The 13,739-nt window shown below is 33.0% G+C and carries 13 protein-coding genes; 2 read left to right on the top strand and 11 right to left on the bottom strand.

The window, feature by feature from the left end; translation table 11 throughout:
- Positions 1–27 precede the first annotated feature (27 nt).
- The 4 genes from C8C87_RS12740 to C8C87_RS12725 are packed head-to-tail and all read right to left on the bottom strand — an operon-like array spanning position 28 to position 3,301.
- A complete protein-coding gene (locus tag C8C87_RS12740; protein WP_099714341.1) occupies positions 28–1,113 on the bottom strand; it encodes a sensor histidine kinase in 1,086 nt (361 codons plus the stop codon).
- A complete protein-coding gene (locus tag C8C87_RS12735; protein WP_121342852.1) occupies positions 1,114–1,476 on the bottom strand; it encodes a DUF4907 domain-containing protein in 363 nt (120 codons plus the stop codon). It lies immediately after the preceding gene.
- The gene (locus C8C87_RS12730; protein ID WP_121342851.1) at positions 1,463–2,470 is read right to left on the bottom strand and encodes a kelch repeat-containing protein; all 1,008 of its coding nucleotides are present in this window, start codon (positions 2,468–2,470) and stop codon (positions 1,463–1,465) included. Before C8C87_RS12730 ends, C8C87_RS12735 begins: the two co-directional genes overlap by 14 nt.
- Before the next feature lie 15 nt (positions 2,471–2,485).
- Positions 2,486–3,301 (bottom strand): DUF6268 family outer membrane beta-barrel protein, encoded by an 816-nt coding sequence (locus C8C87_RS12725; RefSeq protein WP_147402380.1) that lies wholly within the window; start codon positions 3,299–3,301, stop codon positions 2,486–2,488.
- Positions 3,302–3,563: 262 nt separating this feature from the next.
- On the opposite strand from C8C87_RS12725, the gene C8C87_RS12720 reads away from it, so the two are divergent.
- Together C8C87_RS12720 and C8C87_RS12715 are read left to right on the top strand one after the other, a co-directional pair.
- The gene (locus tag C8C87_RS12720; RefSeq protein WP_121342849.1) at positions 3,564–4,886 is read left to right on the top strand and encodes a DUF4270 family protein; all 1,323 of its coding nucleotides are present in this window, start codon (positions 3,564–3,566) and stop codon (positions 4,884–4,886) included.
- Entirely contained in the window at positions 4,887–6,122 is a 1,236-nt protein-coding gene (locus tag C8C87_RS12715) for an aromatic hydrocarbon degradation protein (RefSeq protein WP_121342848.1), read from the top strand. It begins immediately after the preceding gene.
- Position 6,123: 1 nt separating this feature from the next.
- Here the strand turns inward: C8C87_RS12715 and murI are convergent, their stop codons facing one another.
- From murI to C8C87_RS12680, 7 genes are all read right to left on the bottom strand, one after another.
- Positions 6,124–6,903, bottom strand: coding sequence for a glutamate racemase (gene murI / locus C8C87_RS12710; protein WP_121342847.1), 780 nt, complete (start codon positions 6,901–6,903; stop codon positions 6,124–6,126).
- 109 nt (positions 6,904–7,012) lie between these two features.
- Positions 7,013–7,513 carry an OmpH family outer membrane protein gene (locus C8C87_RS12705; RefSeq protein ID WP_099714348.1) on the bottom strand — a complete coding sequence of 167 codons (501 nt, stop codon included), beginning with the start codon at positions 7,511–7,513 and terminating at the stop codon, positions 7,013–7,015.
- A 21-nt stretch (positions 7,514–7,534) separates the two neighbouring features.
- Positions 7,535–8,554 (bottom strand): OmpH family outer membrane protein, encoded by a 1,020-nt coding sequence (locus C8C87_RS12700; RefSeq protein WP_121342846.1) that lies wholly within the window; start codon positions 8,552–8,554, stop codon positions 7,535–7,537.
- A 37-nt stretch (positions 8,555–8,591) separates the two neighbouring features.
- The gene (locus tag C8C87_RS12695; RefSeq protein ID WP_121342845.1) at positions 8,592–11,321 is read right to left on the bottom strand and encodes an outer membrane protein assembly factor; all 2,730 of its coding nucleotides are present in this window, start codon (positions 11,319–11,321) and stop codon (positions 8,592–8,594) included.
- The gene (locus C8C87_RS12690; RefSeq protein ID WP_099716258.1) at positions 11,254–11,994 is read right to left on the bottom strand and encodes an isoprenyl transferase; all 741 of its coding nucleotides are present in this window, start codon (positions 11,992–11,994) and stop codon (positions 11,254–11,256) included. The genes C8C87_RS12695 and C8C87_RS12690 overlap by 68 nt, the downstream gene beginning before the upstream one ends.
- A gap of 4 nt (positions 11,995–11,998) precedes the next feature.
- Positions 11,999–12,682 (bottom strand): DUF6089 family protein, encoded by a 684-nt coding sequence (locus C8C87_RS12685; protein WP_121342844.1) that lies wholly within the window; start codon positions 12,680–12,682, stop codon positions 11,999–12,001.
- A gap of 168 nt (positions 12,683–12,850) precedes the next feature.
- Entirely contained in the window at positions 12,851–13,735 is an 885-nt protein-coding gene (locus C8C87_RS12680) for an NAD kinase (protein WP_099714352.1), read from the bottom strand.
- Positions 13,736–13,739: the final 4 nt, after the last annotated feature.

Here is a 13,739-nt window from a genome sequence, read left to right as displayed (position 1 = left end):
AACTAAAATTAATATCAAGATTCCTAATTAAAAAGAAGTTTGAATCTGGTCTAGTTTTAAATTTAAATGAACACTGTAATTACTGTCGGTTTCAATGATAGTGAGCTGGTGTGCATTAGGATAAAGGAGATTCAGACGACTTTCAATATTGGTCATTCCTATTCCTGAATTTTCCGGATCTTTTCGGTGATTTTCGATTTTGTTTTCTACCCAAAAATCTAAAATATTTTCTTCAATTGTTATTTTAATTTTTACAAAAGCAGCTCCTTTGTAATCAGTACCATATTTGAAAGCATTTTCAATAAATGAAATCAAAAGCAACGGCTCAATGTATTTGTTTTTTGTCTCGCCATGAATGTTAATGGTGATGTTTTCAATATTATTCAAGCGCAGTTTTTGCAGCTCAAGATAGTTTTTAATGTAATTGATTTCTTTTTCTAAAAACACCGATTTATTGTCGGTTTCATACAACATATACCGCATCATTTCTGACAACGTTACAATTGCATCCGGAACTAAATCAGATTTTTTATAGGCTAATGAATAAATGCTATTCAAGGAATTAAATAAAAAATGGGGATTAGTCTGTTTTCTTAGATAATTTAATTCTGTTGAAGTCCTGTGTGTTTCGGCAATTAACTTGTTTTGCTGATTGTTGTATAACTCAGACAAAGTTTTAATAATGGTACTAATTGTAATGATTAATATATAGAAAAAAGAAGGTACAATTTTAAAAAAAAACGGTTGTTTCCTTTTGAAATTCGGGTTTAATAAAATCTCTTTCCCGGACGAATTAATCATTCTGAAAGGCCTCATGTTTTGGAATTCGGGCATAAAGAAATTAAACCGAACAATCATAAAAAGGGTTATTAATGCAATTACAATCGTGAAATATTGCCAGTATTTCTTTTGCAAAAGCAATAAAGGGACTAGGTATAAATAATTCAGATAGAATAATAGGATTCCCGTAATCCATTGGACATAGAAATCAATACCAATGCTAAAAGGACTTTCGTAAAACTGAATTAGTGAGGCAACAATGAAGAAACACCAAATCATACTATGAAAAAGTATTTGGTTTAAATTGTTATTTTTAATTCCTTCTATGTTCATCTAGATTTTTACAGCTAATAAAAATAAATCTTTTTTTGTTACCGTAGGCGATAAATCGTCTTTCAATTTTTGTAATACTAAGTTTCCAACTTTCAGCGCTTCTTCTTCCGTTTTGAAGCTTTTGTTTTCGCTGATAACAGGAATTATAGTTTGTTTTATTATAATTTTCTCATTATTAGTTATGCAATAACCCCAGCCTGTAGCCGTTTTTAAAGATTGTACGTTTAAGTTTTCACTTTTGTTACAAGAAATAAATAGGAACAAACCCAATAGAAAAAGTACTTTGTTTTTTGTGTTTACTAAAGAAAAATTCTTCTGGATTGTAGCCCAGAAGAATGTATTGGTTGTATTAATTGTCGTCATCGTTTTGTTCTTCTAAAGGTTTAAATTCCCATGAATCATCAAAATAAGAGGTTCCGGTTCTTCCCAGCATCACAAATCCTCGTTGGTTAATAGAGAAACCTATTGCATCTGTTCTGGCTGATCCTTCAAGCGGAGTTCTTTCTAGCCAAATATCAGTTGTTGGATTGTATTCCCAAATCGATTTTGAGCTTTCTCCACAGGCTACATATCCTAATCCATTCATAGAAAAACTAGTCGCATTAGAACGCAAAATTACATAGTCATCATTGTAATCATAATCGTCATCAGTGTCTTGGTCAATATCTCGTTTTCTTGTCCATACATCAGTTGCCGGATCAAACATCCAAAAATCGACTTGGTAAGCTCCGTTATTTATTCCTGTTCCAAAATAAGCTTTATCGTCAATTACAAAAACAGTTGCATTTCGTCTTTTATTTCCGCTAAAACCATTTGCCAATGACCAAGAATCTGTAGTTGGGTCGTATTGATAAAAGTCTTTCAGATAATTCCCATCATAACCGGTTCCAAAATACGCTTTACCACCCACTTGAAATCCTACAGCCGAATAGCGCGCTGTTCCTGCAAAATCAGTTTTTTGCATCCAAGTATTGCTACTAGGGTCATATTGATAAAAATCCTTTAATTTATTAGTGCCATCATAACCAAGACCTATGTAGCCTTTTTCGTTTAACTCAAATCCCGAAGCTGAACTTCTTGCAACTCCAATAAAATCAGCTTTTTGCTCCCAATAATCGCCTGTCGAATTGTAAGCCCAAAGGTCTTTTAAATATTCATCTCCGGTATATCCGGTAGTTACAAAGGCGTAAGTGCCAATTACAAAACTCGTGGCGCTTGATCTGGCAGGTCCGTCAAAGGAGGATTTTTTAATCCAGTTTCCAATCAAATCGTCGGAGTCATCATCATTACTGCAGCCCGTAAATACCAAACTTGCAAAAAGTGTAGTGAACAATATTCCTTTTTTAAAACTATTCATAATTAAGTGTATTTATTAATGTTTGTATTTTATTCCAATGTTAAAAATGTAGCCGTTAGTGCTGCTAAAATCAAGTTTTGAGTCGCCACTGTTATTCGTTAGATTGTATTTTTTGTTAAATTCATAGCCTCCTTTTAAACTTACAAACCAGTTTGAATCCATATTTCTTTCATATTCCAATGCCGAAGTCATTTGTGAAAAACTCACTTTTGTAGCTGCATTCAAATGGTCAAGAACTTCAGGTTTGTCTAGGTTGTAAAAATTTCCATTGAAACTATTTGTCAAACTGAAACTATTTCGTGTGTTATTTGAATACGAGAAAGTGGAGTTTGGAAAGCCAACTTCAACAAATGCATTAGGGCTGATTTGATGATAAAAAGAAAAAGTAGGCAGTGTTTCCGGTTTGCCAAAAAGCGTCATCCTTTTTACTCCAATGCTGATTGCATTTGAACGATTGAAAGAATGAGTCATTTCTATACCACCTAAAAGTGATACATCAGAAATCCCAATATTACTCTCGGAATTAACGGTTGGATTGATTTCTAAATTTAGTTTTGTAGCACCGTTTAGTTGATGAGATAGTTTGAAATCATTTTCGAAACCGTTAAACTGATTCAGACTATTTTGTAAATCATAATTTTCTAATGAATAATCGACTCCAATATTTTTGTACTTGAAGGTGTTGGTTATTTTATTTTTCGAATCAATATTTTTAAAAAAAGTTACTCCAATTCCAGTTTCATGTATTGTAATTTTCTCCGTTGGTTGTGTTTTTATATTTAACTCTAAGGAATATCCGCTTTGGGCCGATGCATTAAGAATTGTAATCATAAACAACAGATTTGCTAAAGTCTTTATTCTCATAATTTTTTTATTGATTCAAAAGTAGATACGTTATCCAATTAAAAAAAAGAAGATATATGTACCGCCCAAATTAATAGACTAACTGGGCATTTGTAAGGTCGAATGAATTATTACCTACAGGATCTTAATTGTAGACTAGAATCGCCATTTTATAGACACAAAACTTCTGGCGGTATATGTTATTATGTGGTATAAAGTGGTCTCCTATATATTTGTTCAAAAAACATTTATGTATAAGGTATTGATGTTGCTGGTTTTTGGACTTATAATAACTTCGTGTAATTCTGATGTTGACGCTGGAGAATTTGTTGTTGGTTCTGATTATTTATCGGTTAGTAATAAAGTGATATTGATTGATACTGTAACCGTTGATGTTGCTACCATTAATTTTGATTCATTAGTGACCTCCAGTCAGAGTAGGATTTTGGTAGGGAATTATGACGATTCTGTTTTTGGAAAAGTAAAATCAGACAGTTATTTTCAACTTTCGGCGTCTGATTACGCACTGTATAATGAAAGTTCTGATACTGATGCTCCAAATTATGTTTTCGATTCCATTAAAATGGTTTTAAAAGAAGATAAGTATTTCTACGGAGACACAACAAAAGTGCAATCTCTCAGCATTCATAGATTGACACAAAAGGTTAAACCAAACTCAGAGGATGATAGTTTTTACAATAATTCCAGCTTAAGTTATGATGCTCAAAGTCTCGGTAGCATTTCATTTAAACCAAAACCCAATAGTAAGGACTCCGTGGTTGTGAAACTGAATAATGAATTTGGGAATGCTCTTTTTCTAAAATTAAAAAAACTTGAAATATCAAATTTTGATGAGTTTACAGAATATCTCAAAGGATTTGTCATTAAGTCAACATCGGGAACTTCTTCTAGTATAGTCGGTTTCAATATGTCTAGCGTACTACGGTTGTATTATTCAAAATACCAAGGCGATTCAGAAACTTCATTGATTAAAAACTTCTCTATTTTGGATGTCTCCAAGCAATTTAATAATATTACTTTGGATAGAACTGGAACACAAATTCAGGATTTACCTGTTTCATCCAGTAAGCTGTCCAGTTTACTAACGGGGAATAAAGCTTTCATTCAATCAGGGACAGGACTTGCTTGCCGAGTAGATTTTCCTAACATAAAGCAATTGAAATACCTCTCTGAAAAAGGGGCAATTGTAGATGCTGAATTAATCATAAAACCAGTAAATAATACTTATTCAGTTGCTCATCCTTTAGTGGATTCTTTGCGTGTTTTTGTAGGCGATAAATTAAATAGAATCAAAGGAACGCTAAATGCCGTAGATGGATCGGCTGTTTATGGACTCTTGAATGCTACAAGTGATGAATTCAATGAGAATATTGGGTATAAAATTTCGATTGGTGCTTTTTTACAAGCTGAAATGCTTAAGGAATCAGACGCTAGATCTTCCTTAATTCTCACATTACCCAGTATTTCAAAAGCAGTTAACAGACTGGTTTTAGGTGATCAGAAAAATGCCAACAACAAAATTCAATTGAAAATTTATTATATTTCTTATTAGATGAAAAATAAAATAGCATTCTTAGGTTTGTTTCTTTTTATAACAACAGTTTCGTTTTCACAAAGTATTTCCAGTTCTCCATATTCATTGTATGGTTTAGGAAGTTTATATGACTCAGATTTTGGTTCGATTCCTGGAATAGGTTCTTCGGGTATTGCTCTGCCCTCAAACCGATTTATTAACAATTTAAATCCAGCTTCTTTAGGGTTCATGTATCAAAACCACTTTTTGTTTGACATAGGAGGGAAAGCTATCTTGTCGAGTTACGAAAACAATTCAAAAAAAGAAAGTCGGAATAACCTTCAATTTTCACATATTGCTTTTGCTTTTCCAGTGTCGCCAAAATCAGCTTTTAGTTTGGCACTGAAGCCTTATTCGAGTTCTACATTCAAAATATCTAATTTATCATTGCCAATTCAGGATAGCCAGGAAAATTATACTTTGAATGCTACCGGAACAGGTGGATTGAATGATTTTGATGTTTCCTATGGCTATAGAATTGGTAAAAAAATAGCATTAGGGCTTTCTACTTCTGTTCTTTTTGGAAATACCACAGATGATAGAGATTATAGTATTGCTAATTCGGTAACAAATATTTATAAAAAGACAAATTATAATGGCGTCAGGGCATCTCTGGGAGGCCAATTCAAAGTTGATTCTACATTTACTTTGGGAATGAATTTGAAATCACCCACAAAAATAAATGCAACTAAAGTACAATCTGTAACTTCAGTTTTTAATTCAGGATCTTTGGCTATTGAGTCAGAGGTTGCATCGGATACGGATGATTACTATATGCCATTAGAGATAGGAGTGGGTTTAAGCAAGGTTTTTAAGAATAACTTAAATCTGACACTTGATTACGGAAAAGGGTTGTGGAATAGCACCAATCAATCTGATTTGTACGGAAATTTTGTAAACCAAGATAAGTTCGCATTGGGGTTTTCTTACAGTAAGCCAAATAATATAAGAAGCTACTCGGATAGGATTCAATATTCAACGGGATTCAATTATGATACCGGTTACCTTGAAGTTGATAATAAGAGAATTAATGCAATGTCATTTTCGGTTGGAGTTTCACTTCCCATTGAAAATACGTTTTCAGCACTGAATATCAGCTACTCCTTTGGGCAAAAGGGTAGAATCAGTGATGGACTAATCAAAGAAAATTATCATAAATTGTCTCTTAATTTAAGTTTAGACGGTATTTGGTTTGTCAAAAGAAAATTTGAGTAGCTTAAAACGCTATTTCTTCAACCAGATATTTATTTTCCAAAATTTCAGTCAAAACTTTGGGATTTGTATTCGTGTAAAAAACCGGTTCACTGTTTTCTGCTGATGAAAAACCTACTTTATCACGTAATATATTTCGTGTTTGTTTTGCAACAGCTTCGCCAGAATCTATAATTTGAATGTGTTCTGGAAGAATTTTTTTGATTTGAGGAATCAGATAAGGATAATGACTGCAACCTAATACTAAATAATCAATATTGGCTTCAATCATTGGAGTCAGGTAGGAGTATAGCAGTTCAGTCATCTCTGGTGAATCGATATCTCCGTTTTCTATTAGTTGCACTAATCCGTGACCTACTTGCTCAATTATTTTTGTGTCTTGGTATTTCTCTGTAGTCTTGTTGAACAGTTCACTGTTCAAGGTTCCCTTAGTAGCCAGGATTCCTATTATTTGTGTTTTAGAATGCGTAACCGCGGGTTTTATAGCAGGTTCAATACCTATAATAGGAACGTCATATTTTGCTCTTAATTCTTGGATGGCATTAGTCGTTGCGGTATTACAAGCTACAACAATTAATTTGCAGTTCATCTCCAGTAGGAAATCAGTATTTTTCATACTCAATGCAATAATCTCTTGTTTAGATTTTTGTCCATAAGGGGCATTTTTACTGTCTGCCAGATATATGGTTTTTTCATTGGGTAGTAATTGATGGATTGCTTTCCAAATGGAAGTTCCGCCAATCCCTGAGTCAAAAATTCCTATTGGTTGATTATTGCTGTTCATAAAAACAAAGTTACATGCTGGAATTTGAATTTCCTAAAATTTATTTTAAACAAAAAAACTGCTCAAGCCTATGATAAGGTGAGCAGTTTTATGCGAGTATCTATTTTTTTTAGAAACCTAAATCTTTTTTTACATCAATAGTCAAGTTTGGACCATCAGCAAGTAAAAGACTAGAACCATCAAGAACATATTGGAATCCTTTAGCTTTTCCTACTTTTTGAATAGAAGCTCTTACTTTTTCCATTAATGGTTTTACGATATCAGATTCTTTTTGTTGCAATTCTTTTTGAGCATTGTCTCTAAAGTCAACAATTCTTTTTTGCATATCTTGAACTTCTTTAGAACGCTCAGTATTTACAGCTTCAGTAACTGTAGCAGCTTCAGCTTCGTATTTTTTCAATTTTGCTTGGTATTCTTCAACCATTTTTTTGTAGTCAGCATCATACGTAGTACTCAATTTATCCAATTGTTTTTGAGCATCTAGCATTGCTGGCATTTTTGTCATAATCTCACTTACATCAACATGAGCAGTTTTTGCTTGTGCATTAATTGTTTGGCTTGCTCCTAAAATAAAAATTGCAGCAATAAATAGAGTTTTAATTTGTTTCATCGTTTTTAAAATATTTAATAATTAATTTTTGTTTGTATTTTCTTTTAATTTTTCTTCTTTAGCTTTTCTAATTGCCTCTCTGTCTTCCAGTATTTTTTTTCTTTTCTCGTCTAATGCTTTCTTGCGATCCTCTAAAACTTTCTTACGGTCTTCTAATGTTTTTGCTTTTGCATCAGCTTGTTTTTGTTTGGCATCTTCAACTGCTAGTTTTGCACTGTCTTTAGCAGGTTCGTTACTTGCTGCTTTTGCAGTGCTGTCTATTTTAATATTTGCAGAAACCGTGCCATTTTTTTTAGCCTCTCTGTCAGCAGCAATTTGTTTTCTTTTATCGTCAAATTCTTTTTTCTTTTGCTCCTGAAGCAATTTTCTATCAGCGATTACTTTATCTCTTATTGCTTTTTTATCATCCAAGAGTTTTTGTCTATCTGCCAACGCTGGATTTTCATCCAATGCATCTTCTTTATTTTCTTTAGCTTCTTCTTCTTTTTGTTGTTTTTTAGTCAACTGTTCTCTTTTTTCTGTCCTGTTCAATGTGCGTAAAATTTGATCGCTGATGTCAAATCTTTTCGCCGCAAATAACATGGTCAAGTCAGAAGTTTTGTCAAAGATAAAATCATATTTTAATCTTTCTGCAATATCTTGAACTGCAGTAAAAACTTGATCTTGTATTGGTTTTACCAAAACAGATTTTTGTATCATCAAATCTCCGTTGGCACCAAATCTTTTTTGTTGGTAATCCAGATTTTCATTTTCAAGAAAATTAATTTCTGTTTCTCTTTCATCAATTAACTCTTTCGTCAATAAAGCTCTTTCTGCTTTTAAGGCCTCCTTCAATTTATTGATTTCAATTTTCTTAGTATCAATCTCCAGTTTCCATTTCTCAGCCTTTTGCTCTAATTGAGCCTTTGCTTCAGTGTAATCGGGTACATTTTGTAAAATGTATTCCATATCAATGTAGCCTAGCTTAGTCCCTCTGGTTTGCGCATCAGCTGTTTGTACAACAACTAGCGCTAAAAATAGATATAAAAATTGTTTTCTCATAACGTTACTGTATTAGAAAATTTAAAACCAATTTTTTTTAGAATTGTTGCCCAATGATAAAATGGGTTTCCCATCCATTAGCTTTTGCTTGTCCTGGTAATGTATCAAAACCGTGACCAAAATCAATTCCCAATAAACCAAATGCTGGCATAAATACACGCAATCCAAGTCCTGCAGAACGATTTAAGGCAAAAGGATTATAGCTTTTGAAATCCCTAAACGATGATCCTGCTTCCATAAATGCCAATGCATAAATTGAAGCCGATGATTTTAATGTTATCGGATAACGTAATTCCATTGAGAATTTATTAAAAACAGTAGCTCCAATTTGATCTCCTGCCTCATTTACTGGTGTTAATGAGTTGTTAGGATATCCTCTCAACTGTACTGTTTCTCTTCCATCCATGGAGTAATTTGCCAGTCCGTCACCACCAAGATAGAATCGTTCAAAAGGAACAACTCCTCTTTCTTGATTGTATGCTCCAAGGAACCCAAATTCTGCTAAGGTTCTTAGTACTAATTTACCATAAATTTTTGTATACCAGTCTGCTTTAAACTTTATTTTGTAATATTCCAACCATTTAAAACGCTCTTGATCTACTTTACTTACGTCTGTAGCAGCTAGATTGAAGTCGGTAACTTTGTTTCCAGCGGTATCAATATAATCTCCTATTTGAACAATGTTACCATTTGCATCTGGAACATTTAAGCGGTCAACAGTATTTTTTAATTTGTATTCTTCTTTATCTCCTAATGTCGAATAATTAATTCCGTTTAACAATGAATAAGGAGGAGTTAATTTAGCTGAAATACTAAACTCCGATCCGTATGTTGGGAAGATTGGATTCACACCTTTATTGCTTCTTGTTAATCCAACAGTGTAGGCAAAGTTTCTAGATGTTCCATCTCCAAAAGTAAATAATCCGGTATTGTAATTATTCAAATCATAATGTTGGTAACTTAACGATTGAGACAGTACAAAGAAATCATCTGGAACAGTCAATCTTTTTGCTAAACCAACAGACAATGTCATGATGTTAAAACTTTTGGTTTTATCAGCTCTTTGTGTAACAAAATTATTTAAAAATTGTTTACTGTACGATATAGAGCTACTAAATTGTACTGGTTTTTTTCCTCCAAACCAAGGTTCTGAAAATGAAACACTATAAGTTTGAAAGAATGTACTGGCTTGCAAACGTAAAGAAACTTTTTGACCATCTCCCATCGGTAATGGTTTGTAAGCATCTTTGTTGAACATATTTCGTGCAGAAAAGTTGTTGAAAGATAGTCCAAGGGTACCAATGAAACCACCTCCGCCATAACCACCTTGAAGTTCAATTTGACTCGAACCTTTTTCTACAAGATTGTATTCAATATCAACAGTTCCTGCTCCTGAATCAACATTTTTGAACTTTGGATCGATAGCTTCCGGATCAAAAAATCCCAGTTGCCCAATTTCACGAATGGTTCTTACTAATTCTTCTTTGCTGTATTTTTCTCCTGGTTTTGTTCTTAATTCACGATAAATTACACGGTCATTTGTTTTGTCATTTCCTACAACAGTAATTTTGTTAAAATAAGCAATTGGTCCTTCAGTGATTCGTATTTCAAAATCAATAGTGTCATTTGCTGTCCTTACCTCAACCGCATTTATATTAGAAAATAAATACCCATTGTTTTTGTATAAGTTGTCAATGTCTTCCCCGTCAGGTTTTGATGCATCAGCAATTCTTTTTTGTAGCAAAACACCGTTGTAAGTTTCTCCTTTTTTAACACCTAATACTCGGCTTAATCCTTGATCTGTGTATACTGTATTTCCTAAAAATTTAATGTCTCCAAAGTAATATTTGTTTCCTTCTTCTACATTTATTTTAATGGATAATGCGTTCTTTTCTTTGTCAAAAGTAACCGAATCCGAAAGTATTCTGGCATCTCTATATCCTTTTTCTTTATAAGCCGAAATTACTTTTTCTAAATCAGTTTTGTATTTGTCTTTTATGAATTTAGACGCTTTTAAAATTCGAATAGGATTTTTTTGTTTCGTATCCTTCATCGCTTTTCGCAAAGCTTTGTCTGACATTTTTGTATTTCCTACAAAATCAATTTTTTGAATTTTTACCTTTTCACCCTTGTCAATACTGACAAGCATATTTACAGAGTTTACGGTTGACGTATCTTTTACAGTGTTTATGTTTACCTTAGTATTGTAAAAACCGTCTTTTTTATATTTATTTTCGATGTAGTTTTTTGTGGTGGTAATCAAGTTTTCATTGACTACTTTACCTTTATTTAAGCTGTTATCTTTAATTAAACCTTCTGTCTTCGTTTTCTTAACGCCTACAAATTTTACTTGGTTTAATTTAGGTAACTCTACAATGTTTAAATCAAGATAAATACTGTCATTCTGAACTTTATTTACATAAAATGAAATTTCATCAAAGAGACCCAGTTTTCCAAGTTTTTTTATAGCTGCACTAATTTCTTCGCCAGGGATTGTTATTTCTTGTCCTTTTTGTAAACCTGAAAAAGTGACTACGGTTTGAGAGTTGAAACTGATATCTCCAACCACCGCTACATCGGCTAAAATGTATTTTTTTCCTTGATCAAAAGGAACTCTTTCTTGAGCTTTAACTTGTGAAAAACTTCCAAAAATCAAAACGGTAAGGACTATTTTTATGCTTTTATTTAACACTAAAAAATTATTTAATTTGTTCACTTGTTTTTCCAAATCTACGCTCTCTTTTTTGATAACTAATGATAGCCTCATATAAATCTTGTTCTTTAAAGTCTGGCCACAATATGTCAGTAAAATATAATTCTGCATAGGCAATCTGCCACAACAAAAAGTTACTTATCCTATGTTCTCCGCTTGTTCGTATTAATAAATCTACGTCAGGTAAATTTTGCGTGTAAAGATGCTCATTAATAATGGAATCGTCAATAGTGTCTATTGAAATTATATTATTTTTAACTTTATTACAGATGTTTCTGACTGCACTTACAAGTTCTTCTCTCGACCCGTAGCTTAACGCCAGAGTCAATGTCATTTGTGTGTTGTCTTTAGTTTTATCAATAACATCAAGTAGTTCTTTTTGCGCTGATTTTGGTAATTTTTCCAAATTACCGATAGCATTCAGTTTGATGTTGTTTTTTTGGAGTGTTACAAGTTCTTTTTTCAAGGAGTTGATGAGTACTTTCATTAAAGTTTCAACTTCTAGTTTTGGTCTGTTCCAGTTTTCAGTCGAAAATGCATATAAAGTAAGAAATTCGATGCCGAGTTTAGCACTGGCTTCGATTATCACTTTAACTGATTTTGTTCCGCTTTCATGGCCTAAGGCTCTTAAAAGGCCTTGTTGTTTTGCCCAACGGCCATTGCCATCCATTATAATGGCTAAATGTTTCGGCAAGTTATTCTTGTTGATAGTCTCTAGTAAATTCATTTTTTTATTCTGCACAATAACAGGGTTTATTCCCAAAGGTATAAGTTAAAGTAACTCCTGAAAAAACATACCAATCATTATTATTTATATTTCCAAATCGGAGCGATTCCAAATTTTTATTTTCCGGATTATTTCCATCTATGTTATCCGTCAAAGTATATCTTGCACCTACTTCTGCAGCCAATATTATACTAGGACTAATGTTCGATTTTATTCCTATAGTCATTGGTATTGCAAATGAACCTGTGCTTTTATCTTTTTTAGTTTCTCCGTCCAATACATACAATTCATCGTGTCTAAAATAACTTACGCCTGAGTGCACATAAGGACTTATTTTAGTACTGGATTCATGAAGATTAAAATCAAAAAAGTTGAATTCAAGGCCTAAAGATACTTCTTTTATGCCGTTTTCAAAGCGATAGCCTCTTTGGTTTCTGCCGGCTTCTTTTGAATCTAAATCATTTGAAACGATTTTTGATTGCGTGTAAGAAAATCGGTAAGCATGTCTGGCACTTTTATTCCACTTATATAGCAATCCAAATGCAGGTTCGTTTGGCGAAACATATGTAGTAGAGCCAACATCTCCTATAAAATTACTTCCGCCTATAAAAACACCTACCTCATGTATCTGAGCATTGGTAACCATTAAAGGGAAAAAGCAAAAAAATAAATAAAAAATTTTGTTCATTTAATCAAAAATTGCGTGCAAATATAATAATTATCAATTCGATTCAATACCCATTCAGTTAAATGTGTGTTTTTTTAATAATTAACTACTAAACCTACACTAATTAAGTATTAGTTTAACTAAAACGGGGAAAATTGATAAAATCGTATAGCGCTTGATTAAAATGATTTAATTCCTTTTGTCTTCTCCCCAAAGTAATTTCTTGCGAAGTGTTTTCAAAAAGGTCTCTTCGGTAATTTCTACCATATTAATTTGAAAAGGAGTTTTCTTTAAAGTCAGAATTGATTCGTTTTTTACCGAGGTAACTCTGGAATCTAAGGAAACTAAATAGTATTCCTCTCTTCCCGAAACTTTCAGTCGGATTTCAGTTTCATCGGGAACTACAAGAGGTCTTGCGGTAAGATTGTGAGGGGCAATAGGAGTAATAACAAGGCTTTTTACGTCAGGGGTCAAAATGGGACCGCCGCAGCTGAGTGAATATCCTGTGGATCCTGTTGGTGTTGAAATGATTAAACCGTCGGCCCAATAGGAATTCAAATATTCTTCGTTCAAGTATGTGTCAATCGTAATCATCGAAGTAGTGTCTTTTCGACTGACTGTAATTTCATTCATGGCAAAATTAATTGCGTCAATGGATTCATTTGGTGGAGTACAGGTTAAACTCAGTAAAGTTCGTTTAGAAATCGTGTATTTTTTATCGAGAACAAATTGCATAAACGAGGCAATATTCTCTTTTTGTACAGAGGCTAAGAAACCTAATCTTCCAGCATTTATACCTAAAATGGGAATGCCGGAATCTCTTACCAGAGTTGCGGCTCTTAGTATGGTTCCGTCTCCGCCGATGCTTATCAGCATGTCAAAACTGGAGTCAAGTTCCGTATGGGATGTAAAAGTTTTGTATTTTTTTTCTACAATCTTCCGTTCATTAAGCATCAACAAAAAATGAGATTCAATAATCATCTCTACATTGTTTTTGTTAAAAAAAACAAAGATGTCATTTATGATGGGTTCTGTACTGTTTTGATAATATTGACCGTAGATAGCTACTTTCATCTTT

The organism is Flavobacterium sp. 120, from assembly GCF_003633605.1.
In the GTDB taxonomy this organism is placed as follows: domain Bacteria; phylum Bacteroidota; class Bacteroidia; order Flavobacteriales; family Flavobacteriaceae; genus Flavobacterium; species Flavobacterium algoritolerans.
Note: the sequence above shows the minus strand (reverse complement) of the source record. Positions and strands in the feature narration are given on the sequence as shown.